Here is a 21,663-nt window from a genome sequence, read left to right as displayed (position 1 = left end):
TCGTCTTCCACCGATGAGGTCGATGGAACACGACCGACTCTGGATAAAGAAATGGGACACCGAACGCGGGGATTTTCCCACACAGCTTGCTCGATCAGTCCTCAACCCCCATGTGGGATCAGATTGGGGGAAGCCAAACAGGGCCTCTCGAGGTAAAGCCAAGCGCTCCAGGTTCGAGGGGGCGGTCGATCCCACCACTCGCGATCCAGTTTCTCAGCATTTCCCATTTTTCCAGAGCTGAGGGCTCGCTCGAACCCTCGGACCCGGGAGCTGCGTCCCAAACAACCCAGAGGACCTGGCCATTGGGTAATTTGTGATTGATGTACAGTTTTCGAGAGTCACCCTGGTAGGGGTGGATCCGTCGAAAGGGGATGAACTGTCCCGATCTTGTTTCAGGCCAACCACTTGCTTCAGCTTGTTCCACGAGAAATCGGGCCAGTCTCGCAGCTGCCTCAGCCACAGGATCGGGCCGAGAAGGGTCTTCTGGAAGATCGGAACGTGGCCACGGGTGGCCGATCGCGAAGTCCGGAGGAGTCTCCAGCCCACTCAACACGATCAGATCTTTTGAGAATGCGCGTCCAAGGTCCGAATTCTCGGGAAGTCGATCGAGGATGATTCCCGTTCCATCGATCACAAGGAGGTCGCGAGGCGAGGGATTGGCGTCTTGGTCAGACAGGTCGAGCGGAGCGATCGCGACCGGCCTTCGGTAATCGAGCGAAACTACGACGCGATTCGGGTAGAAGCGTTGAATTCCTCGGACCCGCTCAACCCAGTAGAGGTTCTTGAACGCGCGTTCGACGACTCCGAGGTCCAGATCAAGAACTGACCCCTTTTCAAACCCTCGGAGCGGTTCAGCCAGCGCCGCAAGGAGGCCCCTCTCCTTCGATCGAAGCCACGAAGGCGGCTCGGGATCGAGCACGATTTCCGCGGCGGACCAGTGATATTCGGGTCGATCATGGACCCAGGCACGAACCTTACCCGTCATTCCGCTCACGACCAGCAAACTGAGGCCAAGAACCACGACCGCGACCAGAGCCGCATGGGTTCCCCGCGGTCCAAGCAATCCGACCATCAGCGAGAGGCAGGAAGCCCTTTGAGCAGATGGGTGGTTCGGTTCGTCGGCATCCGTTGCCAGGCGAAGCATCATCCAATCCTCGGGCCAGGAGCGAGGCCCAATCCTGGCTCGGACCTCTTCCTTGGCTGGATCGGCTTACCAGATCTGGATCTGGAGTTCGAGTTCATAGCCGAACTGCCGGAGAACCTCCTCACGCGCGAAGTCGATCAACTCCAACACGTCGGAGACGGTTGCGCCCGGGTCGGCAATGATGTAATTGGCATGTCGATCGGAAATCTCTGCCCCACCGACACGATGTCCAGAGAGCCCGGCCTGGTCAATCAAGGTGCCCGCCGAAATCTCTGGGGTGGGATTCTTGAAGATACAAGCTGCAGATTGATGACCGTACGGTTGATTCTCCTTCTTCACAATCCAGACGCTCCGCATCCTTCGGACGACGGCTTCGGGGTCGTCTAGCTCGAGCTCTAGCTCGGCGGAGAGAATCACGCAGTCATCCAGGTTGGAGCGACGATAGGAGAAGATCAGATCATCTTGTTCGCGGGTCCGGACCTGACCATCGGCTTCCAGAACCGTTGCGCGTCGGACGAACTGTCCGATTGCACCCTGCCTGCCACCACTGTTTCCCCGAATCGCACCGCCAATCGTTCCTGGCACTCCGGTAAGGGTTTCCAGTCCTGCCAGTCCTGCCCGAGCCGTTTGTGAGATGAGTGCGGTCATGGGAACCGCGGAGCCGGCAATCAGCCGAGTCCCGTTGATCTGAACTTCGGAAAACGACGGGCTTTCAAGATGGATGACCAGCCCTCGCACCCCTTCATCCCGAACGAGAACATTCGATCCACCGGCGAGAACGCGCCAGGGTATGTCTGCGGCACGACAGGCGCGGAGGAGTGAAGCGATTTCCTCCGCAGAGCTGGGGCGTGCGAAGTAATCTGCTGGACCACCCAGGCGGAACCAGGTCAGTGGAGCCAGCGGCTCGCTGGTCCTGACCACTCCAGGAAACTCGTCGAACGGCTGCATCGTCGGTCGACACCTCGGCCGAAAGCGGGCCGACGCTCAACAATCGCTGGAAACGACCGTTCCAGCTCGTGGAGAACGCCTTCCCTGGCGATAATTGAGGCATCCTAGCCCCGAACCTCGCGGCCAGTCAAGATCGAGGGGCGATGTTTCCCGGCCGATTGGCCAAGGTTCTTCCAACTCTCCCTCGCACAGCGACGATTCCTTTGCTGTGATCAATGGTTCTGATCGATCCAGGTCCCAGGACCCAGCAGGGCGTTGAACAAGGGCCGGAACGAGCCATGGGGTTGTCCTCGATGCTGGGCCGGGAATCCAAAAAGGACGATTCGCCCCGCTCCATGAGGCAGATCAACCAGCGCAGCCTTGCCTTCGAGATACTCAGGACCGAGTAACCAGCCGCTCTCGAGGAGGTCGGTCGAGGCGTATCGGCAGGCGATCGAGGCACCGATTGCGGTCTCACCGAGCATCTCGAAACCCTTTGAATTTGAGAAATAGATGGAACCATTCTCGGGCATTCCTGCAGTCAGGTAGGACCCATCAATTCCAAGCTCATACTCGACGGAGAGGATCGATCCGGGACAGTAGAAGTCGTTCGAGGAGACCCCGGCGAGTACATTCTTGACCGGGAGATCGAAGACCTCGATGGCAAAAGCGCTTGAGTCGTCGAGGCAGACCAGTCGGCCACCAGAATCGACAAATCGTCGGAGCGACTTCACCCCGTCCCCCTCGAGCCCTCCGACATAGGCAGCCTCGGTTTGTTCGGGTCGATAACCCTCCATCAACGTCCTGCGGCCGATCGATGGGAAAACCAACACATCAAACCGATGGCGAAGATCGCCGATCGCGATGTCTGCGTTGTGAACAGTTTCAAACGGGATGTCGAATTGCTCCAGGACGAGACGGGTCCACCCCTCGTCCATGCTGGGCACCCAGGGCTGGTAGAGGCCGATCCTGGGAAGCTCCAGCCGGACCCGGTCCACCTCGGATCCTTCCTCAGGGCCATTGACCATGAGAGGCTCGGCATGATGCCAGGGAGTCTCGAGGGCGACTGCCACCGAAGAGCGCTCGGGAAGGACTGAATCAAGGACTTGCCGAGCCTCCTGGGTTGCTGGAATGCGAAGCGAGTGAGCCGGCAACTCCCGATCACCGATCACAACGGGCTCCACAATCCGTTCAACCGTCTGACCACTGGCAAGCAGTTCGAACACCACTGAGAAATCGTCGTTAGCCCGGTTGAGCAGATAAAACGCATCAGCGGCCTCGGAGTCTCCTTCGATCCTCCCACCTGTGAGATTCACATGGTAGACCAGCTCAGTCGGGGCGTCGAACGACTCGGTAATTGTGGCGACCCTGACACCCATTTGCAGGGGCAGCGTCCAGCCGGCGACATCGTAAGGGCGTTCGGGACGGCCGTCGGGCCCGATCCGATCAGGATAGTCCTGACGTTCCATCATGTCTTTCAGATGAGCCCGATAGGGCTGGGAGGCGAAGAAGATCCACGAGTCGGCGGGATATTCGATCCCGCCCGCCTCGAAGGGCTCGGTCGCCTGATGGACCCGGATGCCCGTGGCGTGGAGAATTTCGACCATCCTCGCCGCGGTGCCGGGGTCGTGCTGATCGGCCGAGACGACCCAGGCGAAGGGAGGCCGATCAGCACCTGCCCTCATCTGGTCGATCGCGATGGCTCGGTAGTTCGACTGGAACCAGTCTGCATAGCGTGCGGCCAACGTCAGAAGGGCTCGGGCGGCGATCAACTCGTACTCGACGATGTCAGCAATCCGCCACCACCCTCCCGGCCAGGGATCGACGAACGTGACTCTCGGCTCATGATCCGGAAAGCCTCGGCTTCCGCCTCGCAGATCGGATTGACTCTGGAAGATCGGTGAAGCCAGCTTCACGCTCGCCGCTTCGGTGAGGATGCCAACCATGTTATGCCGCTGGGGAACGGTCCGATTGCCGCCATTCCACCAGTTGTCGTACATGGAGTGGGTAGCCACTCCTTTCTTCCCAGCCTTTGCCAGGTCAGCCGCCATGTGAGCCCCGATCAGAAAAATCCCCTGGCTGATCCGGGGGTCGAGATTCGGATTCACCGGATCGAAAAACGGGGGAACAAACAGCCGAGGCCCGGTTGATCCCATCTGGTGGACGTCCCAGGTGATCGTCGGAAACCACTCCTCATAGAGGAACCTGGTCAAGATGCGCGTCTCGTCCAGGTTGAGCATGAACCAGTCTCGGTTCGTATCGTGTCCGGCATAAGGATGATACAACCAGGGCATCCCGGAACCTTCCCAGGGTGTCCCCTTCGAGCGCTCATACCAGTCATGAACGAGATCAACACCGTCCGGGTTCACCGAAGGAATGAGGAGGAGAATCGTCTCGTCGAGGATTGCCTGCGTCTCGGGATCATCCCGGGTCGCCAGCTCGTGTAAGAGGGTACAAGACATCAAGGTTGAAGCAGTTTCCGAGGAATGAATCGTACAGGTGATCAGGACCGTCGTCTTGCTCTGTGACACCAGTTCGGCAACCGCTTCGTCCGACAGATTCGGATCGGGAAGCGCGAGCTTGCGCTGGATGGATTTGTATCGATCGATGTCGGCGATGGTGTCCTCCGAGGAGATCACGGCCGCCAGAAATGGTCGACCCTGGGTTGATTGGCCGATCTCGACGACCTGAACTCGAGCTGAGGCAGTCCCGACCTGATGGAAGTAATCCACCACGTCCGTCCAGGGAGCGAGCCGGAAATCAGCTCCCGGCTCGAATCCAAGGACCTGTGAAGGTTGAGGAACACCGATCCGTTCTTGAGCCTGGACCGGCGACCCAGCCCCAATCACGACCAACCCGATCACCACCCTCGCCAAACCGTTCGACCGCATGGGGCCTCCTCTCTCATTCAATCATGGCTTAAGCACTCGGAAGCGCCTCCACATGATCGGGTGCCCTCGGATGCAATGCAACGGTCCGGTCAGCGTCACGTTTGCGGGATGAGGCGGCTGTTCCCAGGGCAACAGGCTCGATTCCGAGACTTGTTTCGATGGGAAATCGACAGCAACTTCATCGAAAAATTCCACTTACAAAATAAAACTACAAATTTTTTAATATATAATATTTTATTAAATTGAGAGGTCACGCCCTTCGGCTCAACAGGAATTGGGGGCAGTTTGACCTGGGATGCTTCACGATCGTATGATCCAGAGGGAGCCACCACACCATTTCAATCGCGTCTCAGGTGTTCCACACAATTCGACTGGTCTTTCTTGACACCGTGCCATTTGCTCTGGGTACGTGATGGGTCTGACTCGTCCTGTCCTCATCGTTCGCGGGTTGAGACGCCGGAGCCCCTCACCATGTCTCTCGATGTTCCTCTCTCACGTCGCGAACCAGGGATCATCACCGACCATCTTCCCGGCCCGCGTGCGGCGGCCTGGATTGCCCGGGATGAACGGGTCACCTCCCCCTCGTATACCCGGATGTATCCGCTGGTCGTCCGGAGAGCTCGAGGGGCGATGATGGAGGATTTAGACGGGAACTGCTTTCTCGACTTCACGGCGGGAATTGCCGTAACCAATGCGGGGCATTGCCATCCTCGGGTGGTCAAGGCGATCCGCAATCAAGCCCGCCGCTTGATTCACATGTCGGGAACCGATTTTTTTTATCGTCCCCAGATTCGACTTGCGGAAACGCTCGCTCGAATGGTGCCGGGGCCTTCTCCAAAACGCGTATTCTTCTCGAACAGCGGGGCCGAGGCCATTGAGGCCGCCTTGAAGCTTGCGCGTTATCACACGGGCCGTCCTCGAGCGATCGCGTTTCGGGGAGCCTTCCACGGCCGAACTTACGGCGCGATGAGTCTGACCGCCTCCAAGTCAATCCAGCGCAAAGGCTTCTCACCACTTGTCCCTGAAATTCAGCATGCCACCTATGGCGATCTCTCAAGCCTTCGTACCCTGTTTCGTACCACTTGTCCGCCGGAAGAAACCGCCGCGATTTTTGTCGAGCCGATCCAGGGTGAAGGGGGATACATCGTTCCCCCCGACGAGTTTCTCCCTGGCTTGCGATCGTTGTGTGATGAGCATGGAATCTTACTCGTCCTTGACGAAATTCAGTCGGGGATCGGACGGACTGGGCGGCTGTTGGCCTCGGAGCACTGGGGAGTCCACGGCGATATTGTCTGCCTGGCCAAGGGGCTGGCCAATGGATTGCCGCTTGGAGCCATTGTCGCCTCGGAAACGATCATGGACTGGACTCCCGGAAGCCACGCAAGTACCTTTGGTGGTAATCCCATTGCGTGCTCGGCAGCCCTGGCCACACTTCAACTCATTGAGCATCGTTATGCCCACAATGCTCAGGAGCGTGGGGAAGAGCTCTCGAACGGTCTGAGAGACCTGGCCAAACTTCATCCCTGCGTGGTCGATGTTCGCGGCAAAGGCCTGATGATCGGCATGGAGATTGGTTCTCCAAAGGGGCCGAATCCTGAGTTCCGCGATCGAATCATCCTGGAAGCGTTTCATCGGGGATTACTGCTCCTGCCTTGCGGCCCCAGCACGATTCGCTTCTGCCCTCCACTTTGCCTGACCGCCAGACAGGTCGAAATCGGTCTCGAGTTGCTTCGTTCCGCGATGGCTGCGCTCTGTGGAGACTGTCCTTTCTCCCCTCGACGTCCCGACGTCGCTCACGTTCACTCTGGTCAGCATCTCCCGTCTGACGAGGCCTCCTGATCCGGTTTCTTGCCTCGCATTGTTCCGACTGACTGTATTCCGAGTTTTCCTCATGTCGACTGGGTCACCAACGTCCATGCCACCTTCCTTCGACTGGCAGCGCTGGCCAGAAACCGAGCAGTTCCTCGGTAAAGCGGTTTGCTCAGCCCTGGGAGCAAATGCCTTTGCGTCGGACTTGGACCGGCGCATGGCCGCCGAGACGAGCACACGAATTACCGACTGGATCGATCACCTGGTCCTCAACGACCGTCCGGGGCTGGTGGAGGAACTTGGTCGGTTGGGTTACGAGCGAACGAGTGAACCATACGGGGTCAATGCCCCGACTTTCCGCCATCCAGGCGGACTTTTCCCCGCGCTCGCGGTCTGCCCTGCGACGAAGGGAGGTCCTCAAGTTTCCTCGCTCGCGCTGAAGGTCGAGTCGATCGCCGCATTCAGTCAAGCGAATCAGCTTGGACTAACGATTCTTGGCTATCCCATCGGCCCGTATCGATTCGCCAAGGTTGAGGTGATGGGAGCGGAGACCACGTTAATCGTTATTGAGCGTCGAGGCTATCTGGGCTTCGAGCCATTCCCAAGTTCCTGGGCCCGGGAAGGCTGGATGGCCCCTCATTCCAGCCGAGATGCAATGGCCGCTCGCGAAATCTGGCAAGCTCGCCGGAGACATTTCACCGACGACGCAGAAGGGTTCGACGTGACTGAGGAGGTTCTCGGGCAGATGCTGGAGCGAGCCGGATCGCGCGACCTTGCCTGTCATCTCGTGTTCGAGGTTGAGCGCGATTACTGGGAATCCCGAAACACGGCCGCGCGGGTCCAGAGGCGTCGGCAAGATCGGCTCGGGCTTGGCTGGGCCAATCATGATCACCACACCTTTCGCTGCTCTCGTCGATTCTTTCCGAGAGTGATTAGCATTTTTGAACGGCTCGGTTTCTCACTCCGCGAATTGTTCCACGCTGGCAAAGACGCCGGCTGGGGGGCTCAGGTTTTGGAGCATCCGACGACCGGGATCGTGATCTTCGCGGACCTCGACCTGGCCCCGGAGGAAGCTGAGGATAATTTCGCTCGAAAGTCACTCCCCGATCTTCCCCGACCCAACACCGTAGGGCTCTGGGTTGGCTTGCATGGCGAGTCAATCCTGGACGCGGGGATGCATCACCTGGAGGCTCAATTCGATTTCGATGCGCTCCGTAGCGACTTGCGAAACGAAGCCGGCATCGAGACGATGAAGCCGTTCAGTGATTTCCCCTTTCTGCGGCAGGCATTCACACAGGGTGAGCGATGGCCAGTCCAACCCCATCGATTGAACCGCTTGCGAGAGATCGGCTGGATTGATGACGCTCAGCATGCACGATTCCTTGAGGAAGGTGCCATTGGAAGCCACCTTGAAAACTTGCAACGGCGAGAAGGGTTCAAGGGATTTAATCAAAAGGCCGTCAGCGCGATTCTTGCCGAAACGGATCCTCGACGACACTGAGCGATCTGGGGCTCTTGCCTGACTCCGCGGAAGCCTCGTGTTAGAATGACCTTGGGAACCTCCGGAGGCTCCCGGGCGTCGAAGGCGTGAGGCCTTCCCGGCCACCGATCTCAACGGCCCGTCCTGCCAGGAACGGTCTGAATCCACGTCTCCATCAAGGTTTGTGAATCATGATCGATGCGATGGCACCGGCTTGGGCGCGGAACCTCAGCCGAGGGCTCGCTTTACTTCTGGTCGTGGGAGGGCTCGGGTTGCTCCCGCCGATGTCGGCCAAGGCGCAACAAGAGGACGACCAGACTACGAATGAAGCCGACCAAGATGCGCCGGCAGACGGCGAGTTGACTCCCGAAAAGCAAGACCAGCAAGAGGTTCTTGCGGATTCGATTTATGTCGATCCGGTCGCCGCGTCGATCATGCGGGGCAGGTACGACCAGTTGCACACAAGCGTCCTCGTCCCTCCGAATACCGATCGAACCATTGCTCAAATGGCTCGGGGTGCAGGGCGGCTCGACGCAGGCTTGATCGACCGCTTTATCAAGTATTCCGCCCGTCAGTTAACCGATCACGATAATATCAATGCGGTCATGTCCAACGGCCAAAGCTCACGCATCCAGTCAATTGAAGAAGCGGGTAAGTACCTCATGCTGCCCTACACTGAGGTACCGAAGTCCCAGCAGGATCGACGATTCCTTCAAGAGTTCAATGCTCGGCTGCTGGGCGTGGCTCCCGATCTCCTCAAAAATCACCTCTACTCCCGTGTTCAGGTCATGCAGGCTCTGAGCCGAATGGGAGATCCGGTTGCCCTGAACCTTTTCCTGACCCAACTTCGGGATCCAGACCAGCCATTGATTGTCAAGCAACTGGCTGCAGAGGGAGTGCGACGCATCGCGGTGGAGGCGGGAGATTCAATTTCGACTGCAGACCGTGAGAACGCGGCCAACGCCCTTGTCGAATTTCTTCGCGGTCATCCCGACGCCTACTGGTTGTCTCAGGCTCGCGCTTTGCAGGCGATCGGCACACTTCGCCAAATCTCGGGAATCCAGAATCGTGATCAAGCTGTCTTCGCCAATGAAGTGCTTGCGATCCTAAGTATGCCCGAACAACGCCCCGAAAGTCGATCCTGGGCAGCCTGGGCCCTTGGCATGCTTGAGGTTCCTCCGAATTACCCGCAGTTAAATTTCACCCTCGCTGCCTATCAGATCGGTTCGCTCGCCGTCGAGATCGGACAACGCATTGTTGACTTGAGTGATCCCCGCGAACTTGAGACCTACAATCCGGAGCGAGTGAAGTATCTGACGGCGCTTATCGTCGCACCGCTCTTCTCATCCCTCGATGGAGCCTCCGAATTCCGGGGATCAGGATTACGCAATACGCGTGGGCTGGGGCCGCATCAGCAGTATGTAGTGCGGGTTCATCAGTTAGTCCGCCAACTTGCCGTCGCTTCGGTTGAACTCACCAACGCCCGAGGGGCTCAGATTCCCGCGGCTCGTGATCGTGTGATCGGCAGACTTAATGAATTGCGAACGTTCCTCACCGAGAATCGTCCCGAGGATGGAACCTTCGTCTCGGGAGGTCGGGAATTCGCACTTCAGGACGCATCTTGACGTTGAGCGGACGATGAACCAGCAGCCCTCGGCGTTTGAAATCCCGGTGGCGCTGGTCCGTGACTACCAGCAGATCAACCGGGAATTGATCCAGGCCCTCGATTCCGGGCATCGGCTCATCCGATTGACCGAGGTCGAGGGCCAGCGACTGCTGGCATCGAGGCTTCGAGGTTCCTGGTCTGCCGTGATTGAAGTCCTCGGCAACGCCGGCCCCGAACTGGCATCTGAATTGGATGCTCCAGAAGTGACCATTTTCTGCCGAGGGTCCGCTGCTGACGGCGCCGGTCGAGGGCTCCGCTCAGGGCGTCTCGTGATCTCGGACGGAGCGGGCGATGCTCTGGGAGCCTTGATGGTCGGTGGCACGATCATCGTTCGAGGAAAGGCAGGCCATCGAGCCGGCCTCCGCCAGCGAGGAGGCTCTCTGGTCTTGCTTGGTGGAGCAGGTCGACTGCTCGCCGATCGTCAATCCGGTGGCCTGATCTTTGTCGAGAGCAACCAGATCACCTCGGCCTCAGGTCGAGGTCGCTCGAAAGGCCGATTGGTTCCCCTTCCCGATCCTCTTAGGAAAATCGATTCGCTCGCGACGGAGGACGCAAACGCCCTTTCAATCGCTCTTGAAGGCCTTCCTGATGCGTTTTTCTTGGCATTCGATCCCAAGCCCCAGAACGAGTAAACAGCATTGTGATTCTTCCATGATGGCACATTTCTCTCTGGAGCAAATTGCGTCCTCAACGTCTCCGAGACGAGGTCGAGGAGAATTCATTGAAGTTTGTTCGCATCAACTCCCGAAGGCTCATTGGTGGGTGGTGTCTGGCCACTCTCGTCTTGAGTGCTGGTTGTGACCAGGAGTGGGGACCGGATGGGATTCCCTCTGCCGAGGTCTCGGGCCGTATCCATTGCACGGGTGATCCCCTCACTCGGGGATGGCTGGAATTCATTCCGGTCGACGGAACCATCGGTCGTTTAAAGTCGGTTTCGATCAGGCCAGATGGAACGTTTCTCGCCGAAGGTGTCGCTCCAGGAGTCGTTGCGATTCGAGTGGTTGCCGCCGACCTCCCAGGGCCTGAGTACTCCCTCTTCGGCCAGATCTATCTGATTCGGCGCGAGATCCGAGACGCCCAGGCTAACCAGATCGACATTGACCTGGAGCAGGAACGTCGGCGAGTGACTTCCGGTCAATCCGATTGACCGACCTGGTGCGACGGTCCTCAAGGAAAAGGGAGACGCGATCGATGTCGCACCGCTGGCATCTTCGACCAAGTGATCCGGCTCAGGTGGATTGGTTTGCCCGAGAAACCCGGGTCCCTCCGCTGGTCGCGCAGATTCTCCTGAATCGTAAGATCAACGATCCGGCGAAGGCCAGAGACTACCTTGATGTCCGTCGAACAAAGCTGCACGACCCTGAGCTTCTTCCCGGGGCGGTTGATGCTGCCGATCGGATCGTCCGAGCGATCGAACAGAATCGAAAAATCGTCATCTACGGAGACTACGACGTAGATGGGGTCTGTGGTACCAGCATCCTCTGGTCTTGCCTTCGGCTAGCAGGTGCCAACGATGTCGAGTACTACATCCCACGGCGGGTCGAAGAAGGCTATGGTCTGAACAGCGAGGCATTGACCCGGATCGCCTCCGAGCACGCGGGGCAGGTTGTTGTTACCGTTGATTGTGGGATCACCTCGCTCAAGGAAGCAAAGCTTGCTCGGTCACTTGGAATCGAACTGATCGTCACTGATCACCACACGATCGGACCAGACCTTCCCGAAGCTGATGCGCTCGTCCATCCCCGCTTACCGGGAGGAGAGTATCCCTTTGGTGAGCTCTGTGGCGCAGGAGTGGCGTTCAAGCTGGCCTGGCAAGTCTGCAAGAGCTTTGGTGATGGGAAACGGGCGTCCCCTCACCTCCGTGAATTCCTACTGGGAGCATTCGGCCTTGTGGCTCTGGCCACTGTTGCAGACATGGTACCGCTCGAAGACGAGAATCGTATCTTCGTCCGATATGGCCTGGATACGATTCACGCAGACCCCTCTCTAGGACTCAGCGCGTTGATGCGTGTGGCCAATTGCCTGGGAAAGAAGAAGCTCACGACTGGGAGTGTCGGATTCGGTCTGGCCCCTCGGATCAACGCTGCAGGAAGGCTCGAATGTGCCATGATGGCCGTTGAGATGCTCACGACTTCCGACCCGGCTCGAGCCCAGTCACTGGCCGAAGAACTCGACACTTGCAACCGCCGCCGGCAAGAAATCGAACACTCGATCGTCTCTGAAGCTCGACAGATGGTCGACGCACTCGGCGGGCTCGGTGAACGGGGAGCGGTCGTGCTCGGGCATCCTGAGTGGCACCCTGGAGTCATTGGCATCGTCGCTGGCCGCTTGGCCGAACTCTACCATCGTCCGAGCATCGTAATGGCCCTCCGAGATGACCTCTGCCAGGGGTCGGGACGATCCATTCCGGGGTTCGATCTTTATGATGCGATCCGATCCTGTTCTTCTGGCCTCCTCGGCTTTGGGGGACACCGAGCGGCTGCCGGACTTCGCATGAAACCGTCCGATTTCCCATCGTTTGCGGAACGGTTCGATCATCACTGTCGAGGCATCTTGACTGAAGAACAAAAACTTCGATGTCTCGAGATCGATGCAGAGGTTCGGCTGGCCGACTTGAGCCTGAAGATTGTCGAGTGGATTGAGGCGTTGGAACCGTACGGCATTGGTAACCCTCGTCCGGTCCTCTCCACCAGCGGGGTCCGAATCATGGGACAGCCTCGGATCGTGGGAGAACGCAAGAACCATGTCCAGCTCCGCCTCTCCCAGAATGGCACCACGGTGAAGGCGATTGCCTGGAATATGGCTGAACGGCTTGGAGCACTGCCCGCTGGCACCGAATGCGCTGTGGCATTTCTTCCGTCGATCAACGAATGGAACGGACGTCGTGAGGTTCAGTTGGAAATACGCGACGTTCAGGTTGGTACTGGCGGAGAACAGACTCATGCCCGATCGGCCTGATCCGCTTGCCCTGGACCTTGTGAATCATCTCCGACAACGGGGTATCAGTAACGCGAACGTCCTCGATGCGATCCTGCGGATTCCTCGTGACCAATTTGTAACGGACTCGATCCGATCGAATGCCTGGGAAGATCGGGCACTGCCGATCTCCTGTGATCAAACCATTAGCCAGCCCTTCATGGTCGCGCTGATGACCCAGGAACTTGCTCTGACGGGTTCAGAGAAGGTCCTCGAAATCGGGACTGGGAGTGGATATCAAACCGCCGTTCTTGCTCGACTCGCACGCGAGGTGTTTACCGTTGAGCGTCACGCAGCTCTCTCCTCAGAGGCTCGCAAACGGCTCGAAGATCAGCTACGGCTGAAAATTCTAAGGTTTCGTGTTGGAGACGGAACGGTCGGATGGCCGGAAGAGGCGCCGTTCGACCGAATTCTCGTAACGGCGGCAGCCCCCAATCTCCCCATCTCCTTGTTCGAACAACTGGCCGAAGGGGGGCGAATCGTGCTCCCGATCGGCTCGGAATCGCAGCAACAGCTTCAGGTCATCGATCGAAAAAACGGTAAGCCGGTTCCCTTTCATTCCGTTCCCTGCCGGTTTGTTCCCCTGGTGGGCGAACACGGATGGAATGAGCGACCCTGATCGGGATCAGTGACGAGGTCCTCACACGAGCACGCCCAGGCTCGGGATGTCTATAATACGTTCCAGGACCCGCTCGTCTGGCCCCATCGCTTAATGTTTCGCCGAGACGAATTGAGTTCTTGAGGATGAGGGTGTATCTCCCATGGTCGAGCGACGCTTTGTGTTTCCCGGGGTCATCGAGCTCAATGTCCAGGCTCGCCGGCGGCTGGGAGTGAATATCTACCTGATCGACGGTGGCAACGAGTACATCCTGATCGACGTCGGGTTCCTCGATGAGTTAGGAGACGTACTGGAACTGATTCGACAAATGAATTACAGCCTCTCGGGCTGTAAAATGATCGTTGCAACGCATGCCGACGCGGATCACACACAGGGACTTGCCCGTGCCCGAGAACTGCTGAAATGCCCGGTTGTTGCGCACCCGAAATCAGTCGCCCCGCTTGAGTCGGGAGACGAAGTGACCACGTACGCCCGCATTGATGCCCAAAACATTCACATCCCGATGCCTCCCTGCAAGGTGGATCGGACGATCGACGAAGGAGACATTCTTGAGGTCGGCGACAAGCGTCTGGAAGTCTGGAGCACCCCGGGCCACACAGCCGGTCAACTCTCGTTTCGGATGGGTGAACTTCTGTTTTCAGGAGACAACATTTTCCGGGATGGAAGTGTGGGTGTGATTGATGCACACCACGGCTCGAATCTTCCGGATTTCGTCAACAGTCTCAGAAGAATCCGCGCAGCGGATGTTGAATATCTTCTCCCCTCTCATGGACCGATCTTCCGAAAAAAGATCGAACTGATCGACGCGACGATTGCCCGCTTGGAAACATATATGCACCTCGCTGATTTCGGGACCTGCGCCGTCGACTGGCCGCTTCTTGACGAATGGGAGGAAGAGCTGGCTTCGGGAAAGCTCCCTATCTGATTCCCGAACTTTCCCTCGCGTCCTTCAAATCCCCTGCATCCAGCGAGGCCCGCGACACTTTTCTTGACGCTAAGTGTTTGATATGGAGGCTGGAACGCTTGAGATCGCTCGGCAGTTCTTCTGGGATTTCCCTGGAACCGAGCAAATCGTGAGCGTTAGGCCCAGCCCGATTCGGGGAGAATCGCTCGATGCAACGACCTCATCAACTCACACTCGCTCTCGGCCTGTTCGTAATTCTCACTGCCCCGGTTCTGGCTCAGCGGCCCGGTGGGCCTGGCCAGGGTAGTCCGGGTCGGCAGGGTGGGATGAGGGGCATGCAAGGAGGGCTGGTCCAGATCCTCTCAATGCCTCCCGTGATTGACGAACTGGGTCTTTCTGACGACCAAACCCAAAAAATTCGGTCCATTGCCGATCAACTCCGCGAAGACATGATGAGCCGGATGCAGGAAGCCCGTGCTGAACTCGGCGATCTCGGGCCTGATGCTCGTCGCGAACGCTTTGAAGAGATGATCCGAACGCTGGATGAGACAGCTCAAAGCCAGTTGAAGGATGTGCTCAAACCCGAGCAGATGACCCGGGTGCAGCAGGTTCAAATTCAAATGCAAGGCGTTCAGGCATTTGAGAACCCAAGGGTGAAGGAAGCCCTTCATCTCGATGAAGAACAGCGGTCTCAACTCTCTGAGTTGCTTGAGACCTACCGAGCTGAGTCACAAACCCTGATGTCCAATGCGAGGGAAGCTGAAGACCGGGGCCAGATCATGCGGGAATTGATGGAGCTCCGCCGAAGCACGCTCGACCAGGCCATGTCCATACTTACTGTCGAGCAAAAAGCCTCATGGAAAGAACTGACAGGTGAACCCTTCCAAATGGGACCTGGAGCGGGAGGCCGAGGAGGCTTCGGCCCTGGCGGTCGTCCTGGACCGGGAGGCCGCCCCGGACCGGGTGGTTCTCCCAGTTCTCGCTGAGTCACCAGCGAAGAAGCTCTCTCTGAATTCAATTGATCGTCGGGTGGGCTCCCGTTCTGGTGAGCCCCCCGACGTTTTGGTTTGGGTGGCTGTTTCTACCAAATCATGACTCGAAGTGCCCCGCTCCAGCTCCCGCGTTGCTGTTTTCTCATTTCGACAAGGACGGAATGCTTGAGGATAGAATCGTTGATTGCCTGAATCCAGGTTCCAGGATGCTCGATCTGCACCTCAACAGGATTCGTTTGATGTGTCGCGCGGTGATCATCTGCCATTGACCACGACATCCCAGCAACGGCCAGAATCACGGGGGTCATCCCCTCAGGGACATTCTGAACCTCGACCAGACGTCTCCACCCATCTGCGGTCGGATCAATCACTTCGCTCACTCTCAGACTCGGCTGCCCAGGGAGGTAGAGATCGTAGCGAAGCCGCACTCCATTTCCCTCAAACGCCAACTCTTCAAAGGACCCGAACCGTTCCCTTCTCAACTCAGGAAAGAGAAGCCGACCATCGTCGTGTCGCAACAGGACGGGTGGCAACTCCTCTGGTGTTGCCCACAGGTTCCGCCCTTCCGGATGCCATTCCCAAAGGCGTCCCTGCTTCGTTCTGGAGAGAAAGCCTCCATCCCACCATTGGATCCAGCTCATTCGATCGGAGTCGAACAGGAGTGACCGATCTCCCTTGAGCCCAATCGCAACGCCTCGCGGGTAATATGATCGGGGTGTTGCTTCCGGGACAACCATATCCCTAACTAACTGGGCCCGATCCCCCTGGCGAACAAGAAACTGTCGGGACGATGTCGACGATCGCTCGGCCAATTTCGGGTCGCCAAGTGCGTCCCAGACCGCCCCAAGCTGTTCTTGAATTGTCCCCTCAACGCCAGGTATGGGGACGAGGAACTGAGGCATCGACGTGCCTGGAATGATACGCTGCGGATCGCTGAGCCAACGTTCGAAATAGGTTCTCGACATCCGTCGATGGGCCAGGCTGAGATCCGGTCCAAGTGTTTCCTCCTCTCCTCCCGGAGGAATTTTTCCATCGAGCACATGACAGGACAGGCAGCCAAAGCCTTGACGCCCGAGTAAGCTGATTCCCACATCGGCTCCTAGCTTGAGGGCGTTCTTCTCATCCGATTCCTCAGTACCAACACGATCAAATTCCTTGAAATACGAGGAGATCGCTTGAGCCTCAGCAGCTTCGAAGTCAAATCGAGGCATGCGGACCGAAAGCCAGGGCCGAGCCACCGGAGCTTCACCTCGAACCGCAAGATCGAGCGAGTGAGGTAACAGCTTCGCACCCACCATCGAAAGATCTGGAGGGGTCAAGGTACCCTTCAAGGCATTGAGCTCTCGGTCTTCCGCAAGAAACTTCGCCAGTTGTTCACCGATTTGCTCGCCTCCCTGACCGTCTCGGGAGTGGCAACCGAAGCAGTTGTGCCGTCGTAAGGCATCCCGGGCTTGTGTCCAGGCAGACAAAGGGGCGAAAGTCTTGGAGCTCCCGGCAATGAACGTTCTGAGTGATTGGAGTTGCTCCTCATCAAACCCGAATCGAGGCACACCAAAAGGCGGATCGGCGGACAGACATCCCTGCTGCACGTCAGTGTCCTCATTGAGGGGGATGGCTTTCGTGCTGGCCATGACTCCAGGGATCTCGTGACAGGACCGGCAACCGACAGTCTCAATCAGAGCCTTCCCTCGTTGCGGATTACCCAGAACCAATGACTTCTCAGCCTCACCGTCTCCATCCGTCACCTCCGACGTGAGATACGCTGCAAGATGTGCCGCGGCATCCGTCGAAAGGCCGAGTTCCGGACGATGACGCCCCGGATCGGTTCGAGAGTGTCCCGCCAGAAAGAGGACGACGGATTCGAACGTCCGCTTGTCTCCCAAACCCTCCAAATCAGGATGAACTCGAATCCGAATTGAGCGATCGTTCAAGTCACGGGTATGGCATCCCAGGCAACCGGCTGACCGAAAGACAAGTCGTCCTCGATCCGGGTCCGCCACATTCATCGCCATCCGGGTTTCTCGGTCCGGAGCGGTCGACGGTTCAGCAAGCGAACGAATCGCGGCCACCACGTCAGCCGACTGTTGATCATCGAGACGAAAACCCGGCATGGCAGTTCCTGACCGCCTGGACTGGGGATCCGAGATCCAATCCACGAGCCAGTCAGATCGAATGGAATGAGCCTCTTGGAGCGACGGACCAAGCTTGGGATGAGGCGTTATCCCCGTCATTGAGTGACAGTTCGCGCAGCCGATTTGGTCGGCCAGTCTCCGCCCCTTTTCGAAGGCATCGTTGTTTGGAGTTCGAACTGCCTCGTGAAACAATTGAGACGGGGGAAGATGTTCGAACCCGAAGCTCGGCCCCGCCCAATCGACCACGACCCTTCGATCAGGCCCTCGATGTTCCGATTGCAAGTGAACCGGAACCAATCCGGGCCTCAAGGACAGTATTCCAGAAAGAACCAGGGCTCCCCCCTCTGACTCAATCGTCCGATCCCCGATCATCAAAGATGCCCGTCCATCGCTTTCGAGTCGGAACCGATATTCTCCTGCTTCTCGAACGAGGAGCCAACCTGACCAGAACGTTCGGAAGCCCTCGATCGGCAATCGAATATCTGGGACCGTCTCGCCCCATCGCTCGACCAGTGTCGACGCTCGACTGCTGATTCGAGGACGATCTCGCTCGATCGGAACCCATTCCACGATCAATCCGGGAGCGAGTTCTTCTGGGTCGGGTTGATCGTCGTCGGCGAGCGGCTTCAACCCAATCGAGGGAAGACAGACCAGAAGACTGACTGCACCGTGGAGGATTCGGATAAAGCGATCAGGCAAGTGCATGTGTTGGTGTCTCAGAAGCAGTTCGGAAGGTAGAACGCTTGGAGATTCAATGTTCCGAGTTTAGTTCTGCCCCGCTCATCGCTTCAAGTCAAGCCCTCAACGATGACCGGGCCGGGAACTCGAAATCAGTTCCTCGGCCCGGTCATTCGCTCCACGACTTATCGATTCAGCAAGGTTAGCGAACACCCAGGGCAGGATCAGCAGGATTGGGAATTATGGGTGTATTCTGTTGACCACCGAGCGGAATGTTGAGGAACCTCAGACTTTGAGATGCAAAGGAGTAAATCTGAATGCCGTTGACGACCGTGAAGAACGGTTCAGCAATTCGATTGAGAAAGACGCTGGTTCGAACGATCGGGTCACGATAGACAACGATTCGATCACCAGGCATCAGTTGATAATTTGTCGTGGTATCACCTACATTCACAATGGCCGCAAGATTCACCGGCAAGACCTGGGCACAACATGCCCCAGGAGGTGCGGGACGTACCAATCGAATGTTCTGGGTTGCCGCAGTCGGAAGCAATCCCCCCGCATAGTTGATCGCGTCGAGCACCGTTTCATTGCCAGTCAGAACCAATCGGCCTGGCTGAATGACATCTCCCTGAATGTAATAAACCTTGCTGTTGTACGAGGAGATGTCGACAAAAATCCGATTCGATTCTTTTGGAGGAATCTTTTCGTATTCGAGTGTGTCAGGATTTAACTCGATCAGACCGAGTGCTTCATCCGTCAGAAACTGACGGAGGTGAATGATAACTTTTTCTTTGACCTCAGAAACGGTCAAACCGGCAACGTAAATATCGCCGTAGAAATCAAGCGAGACCTTTCCGTCTGGACGTACGAGGCGTTCGCCTGTAATCGGTCGACCGGGCAATGCTTCGAGCACCTCAATCCGGATCAGGTCCGGCGGCTCGACGACATACTCCGGCATCGAAGTTTTTTCAAGTTCCCGCGGCAGATTGCTCTGAGCAATCTTCTCCTCGGGAGTCCTGACCGTCTGACATCCGCAGGCGATCAGGGCGAGCAGCGGCACGACCCAGGGCAGCCGCCATCGAGCCGTCCGAGTGCGATCCATGCGAGACTCCTGCCCGTCGAACCGGGTCCGGCCGTCGGTGGGTCAACTCCGCCCCCCGCCGACTCCTCAGGGGAACGACCTCAAGCACAATGCCTGGGGCGGCCACCCTCTCTCCTGATCTCCGGAGTATTCCCCTTGACATGATGTCAGGGTCAAACTCCACTCACACTATCCATCGGCAAGAATGCCTCGAGGCTCAACTCTGATCTCCCCGACGTCCTAATTCCCGACCTCGATGACCGAAAAAATGTCGGTATCGATCATAACGCGTCTGTGCTGGAGAAGCCTTTGGCCCCTCGATCACTCTCGACCTGCCGAAGAAGTGGGCGGCCGACGATCCTCCCGGTCGGGATTGATGATAGGGAGATTCGGACGGCTCCATCCCTCGATCCAACGAACCCTGGCTCCTGTTGGCTTGGGAAGCTGCCCGTTGCTGAGCTGCGAGTGCAAACAAAGACAACCCCCGATTCCCTGCCATCCCAGGCCAGGTATGGCTTGCGAGATAAGGATCCTCAAAGGGATTCCGAGAAGCGGGTAATCGACTCATCTGCTGAGCGTTTCCCCAATCAGTTCCGATCATCATGCTGAAGAGCGTCAAGAACACCTTGGTGAGTGTGTGTCGGCCCATTGTTTGATCTCCTCCTTGAGTTAAGTTCCATTCCTACACTTGCTTCCATCGTTCCGGGAACCCCTCATTCATGACAATCGTTCGCAATTCAAAGGGAATTTCGAACCTAATTCCGATGAGAACTGCCGAGCGTTCGAGCAGCGTCAGGAACACCCTCGTCATGATTGCGGATTATTGTTCCAATTCACTGGCAATACGAACCTTTTCCCATATTGCCCTGATTACCAATACCACGATGCTTTTCCCCATTTACTGAAGGTCGCTCCAGCGATTGCCCGATCGTTGTGGTGAGAGGCGAGGGAGCCGGACTCAGGGAGGTCACGGAACATCCCGAAGCCGAGTCATTCTGCAGCGAGGCGAGGGCAATGCGATTCAGGAGGAAAACCCGAGGATGGGGTTGGGGAGCCTTGCTGGCAGCGATCCTGGCTCCCTCTGTCGCTCAGGCTCAACTGTTTCCGAACCTGCCAACCCAGAAGCGGGTCCGGCCCGATTGTGCCGAGGAACTTCCCGTCTACGGCATGTACCGCCACAAGTATTACGGATATTACCCGACGTGCTGGCGACAATTTCCCCCGGGATGGGGTTGCCCGAGCACTGAGTCACCCGACTGGCAGGCGGAACTCGCTCGTCAGCCACTCGATATTCCGGAAGATGATTTTCCAGGCCTCGATGGACTCGGGTCTGACCCCTTCGAGACACCTGGCACGGATGATCTGTTGCCTGATCTTCCACGCCAGAGATCTCCTTTCGAACTGGATCAACCGGGTCAGGGAGATTCTCCGTTCGATGCTCCTCGTCGATCCCCTTCTCCTTTCGAGGCGGATCCGTTCGAAACGCCAAACGGTGGTCAGGCCAATCCCACGTCGTCACCACCGTCTGTTTTTGACCTTCCAGGAAGTTCTTCGATCCGGTCGGACGAGGTTCCACAAGGAACCGCGGCACGATCTTCGGTCTCGGATCCGATTGCATTGCTTCCTCAACTTCCGAGCGTCCCTGAACTTGCAGTTCTACCCGACTCTCGACCGCGACCCATCCGACTGCCGACAGAGTCAGATGCTACTTCACGAGTGAACGTCTTGAACGTATCCAGAGTTGATGGAGAAATTATCGGCTCTCGCGATCTCCCTGCAACGTCATTGAACTCTCGACCTGTCGGTTTGAGCCCGACGACACCGTTCAATTCCCCGGCGGGAATCCCAGCTGGACTCATTGACGATTCCCACTCGATTCCGTTCTCTCAGTCGATTGGCAGCCCGACCGTCCCAGGGGAGATCGAGTATGCCGAGCCACGTCCTCGTCGTGGACTCTTCTCCGGGATTTTTGGGCGACGAAGGTAGGCTGGTGTGTTTCCAGAGGATGTACGCGGTTCGAACTCAGAAGTCCCCCCTGCCTCATTGACTACGGGCGGGGGGACATTTCGAATTGAGTCCTCAACTTCAAGTCTCTCCACAGATATGCAGAACAAACCGTCAGCTGATGCATTAGGCTGATGAGTCAGTTTGGAGTCTCCGTAAGTGCCGACCCATGTGTGCACAGAAAGCCGAAAAGCGAATCCGACAAAATACAAGAATCAACACAATATGATTTTACCCAGAATCTGAGGCAGTGGCGTCACCGATTACTTGTCCCATTCAGCGCGATGATTGCTCTGAGAGAGATTGCTCATGCTCGACATTCCCTGGAGCTTATCAGCAACACATGATCATTTCAAG

Annotated in this window: 14 protein-coding genes and 1 pseudogene; 9 read left to right on the top strand and 6 right to left on the bottom strand. The window is 57.5% G+C overall.

Going from position 1 to position 21,663, the window contains the following annotated elements; genetic code table 11:
• Positions 1-118: 118 nt before the first annotated feature.
• The 3 genes from HG800_RS21040 to HG800_RS21030 all read right to left on the bottom strand — a co-directional run bounded on the left by HG800_RS21040 (position 119) and on the right by HG800_RS21030 (position 4,962).
• On the bottom strand, positions 119-1,147 hold the full coding sequence (locus HG800_RS21040; RefSeq protein WP_169979177.1) for a cell division protein FtsQ/DivIB: 1,029 nt from the start codon (positions 1,145-1,147) through the stop codon (positions 119-121).
• A 63-nt stretch (positions 1,148-1,210) separates the two neighbouring features.
• The gene (murB, locus tag HG800_RS21035) at positions 1,211-2,092 is read right to left on the bottom strand and encodes a UDP-N-acetylmuramate dehydrogenase (protein WP_169979175.1); all 882 of its coding nucleotides are present in this window, start codon (positions 2,090-2,092) and stop codon (positions 1,211-1,213) included.
• A gap of 212 nt (positions 2,093-2,304) precedes the next feature.
• Positions 2,305-4,962 (bottom strand): M14 family metallopeptidase, encoded by a 2,658-nt coding sequence (locus HG800_RS21030; RefSeq protein ID WP_169979173.1) that lies wholly within the window; start codon positions 4,960-4,962, stop codon positions 2,305-2,307.
• 471 nt (positions 4,963-5,433) lie between these two features.
• Between HG800_RS21030 and HG800_RS21025 the strand changes: the two genes are divergently transcribed.
• The 9 genes from HG800_RS21025 to HG800_RS20985 all read left to right on the top strand — a co-directional run bounded on the left by HG800_RS21025 (position 5,434) and on the right by HG800_RS20985 (position 15,402).
• Positions 5,434-6,801 (top strand): acetyl ornithine aminotransferase family protein, encoded by a 1,368-nt coding sequence (locus HG800_RS21025; RefSeq protein ID WP_169979171.1) that lies wholly within the window; start codon positions 5,434-5,436, stop codon positions 6,799-6,801.
• Positions 6,802-6,877: 76 nt separating this feature from the next.
• Positions 6,878-8,272: a hypothetical protein gene (locus tag HG800_RS21020; protein ID WP_235963855.1), complete on the top strand. Its 1,395-nt coding sequence runs from the start codon at positions 6,878-6,880 to the stop codon at positions 8,270-8,272.
• A 170-nt stretch (positions 8,273-8,442) separates the two neighbouring features.
• On the top strand, positions 8,443-9,876 hold the full coding sequence (locus HG800_RS21015; RefSeq protein WP_169979167.1) for a HEAT repeat domain-containing protein: 1,434 nt from the start codon (positions 8,443-8,445) through the stop codon (positions 9,874-9,876).
• Positions 9,877-9,889: 13 nt separating this feature from the next.
• Positions 9,890-10,549: a glutamate synthase gene (locus HG800_RS21010; protein WP_169979165.1), complete on the top strand. Its 660-nt coding sequence runs from the start codon at positions 9,890-9,892 to the stop codon at positions 10,547-10,549.
• A gap of 89 nt (positions 10,550-10,638) precedes the next feature.
• Positions 10,639-11,064, top strand: coding sequence for a hypothetical protein (locus tag HG800_RS21005; RefSeq protein ID WP_169979163.1), 426 nt, complete (start codon positions 10,639-10,641; stop codon positions 11,062-11,064).
• Between the two features lie 44 nt (positions 11,065-11,108).
• Positions 11,109-12,875 (top strand): single-stranded-DNA-specific exonuclease RecJ, encoded by a 1,767-nt coding sequence (recJ, locus tag HG800_RS21000; protein ID WP_169979161.1) that lies wholly within the window; start codon positions 11,109-11,111, stop codon positions 12,873-12,875.
• Positions 12,859-13,512, top strand: a complete 654-nt coding sequence (locus HG800_RS20995; RefSeq protein WP_169979159.1) for a protein-L-isoaspartate(D-aspartate) O-methyltransferase — start codon at positions 12,859-12,861, stop codon at positions 13,510-13,512. The genes recJ and HG800_RS20995 overlap by 17 nt, the downstream gene beginning before the upstream one ends.
• Before the next feature lie 142 nt (positions 13,513-13,654).
• Complete coding sequence (locus HG800_RS20990) at positions 13,655-14,437, top strand: MBL fold metallo-hydrolase (RefSeq protein WP_169979157.1); 783 nt, start codon at positions 13,655-13,657, stop codon at positions 14,435-14,437.
• A 188-nt stretch (positions 14,438-14,625) separates the two neighbouring features.
• Positions 14,626-15,402 (top strand): Spy/CpxP family protein refolding chaperone, encoded by a 777-nt coding sequence (locus HG800_RS20985; RefSeq protein ID WP_169979156.1) that lies wholly within the window; start codon positions 14,626-14,628, stop codon positions 15,400-15,402.
• Between the two features lie 95 nt (positions 15,403-15,497).
• Here HG800_RS20985 and HG800_RS27605 read toward each other — a convergent pair whose 3' ends face one another.
• The 3 genes and pseudogenes from HG800_RS27605 to HG800_RS20975 form a co-directional block, all read right to left on the bottom strand.
• The gene (locus tag HG800_RS27605; RefSeq protein ID WP_235963854.1) at positions 15,498-17,039 is read right to left on the bottom strand and encodes a hypothetical protein; all 1,542 of its coding nucleotides are present in this window, start codon (positions 17,037-17,039) and stop codon (positions 15,498-15,500) included.
• Positions 17,040-17,468: 429 nt separating this feature from the next.
• Positions 17,469-17,912: pseudogene (locus HG800_RS28490) on the bottom strand (c-type cytochrome); the annotation flags it as partial.
• Between the two features lie 508 nt (positions 17,913-18,420).
• The gene (locus tag HG800_RS20975; RefSeq protein WP_315852072.1) at positions 18,421-19,281 is read right to left on the bottom strand and encodes a polysaccharide biosynthesis/export family protein; all 861 of its coding nucleotides are present in this window, start codon (positions 19,279-19,281) and stop codon (positions 18,421-18,423) included.
• Positions 19,282-21,663 lie beyond the last annotated feature (2,382 nt).

The sequence above is a fragment of the Tautonia rosea genome, assembly GCF_012958305.1.
GTDB lineage: Bacteria > Planctomycetota > Planctomycetia > Isosphaerales > Isosphaeraceae > Tautonia > Tautonia rosea.
The sequence above is the reverse complement of the archived record's forward strand: the minus strand, read 5'-3'. Positions and strand labels throughout refer to the sequence as shown.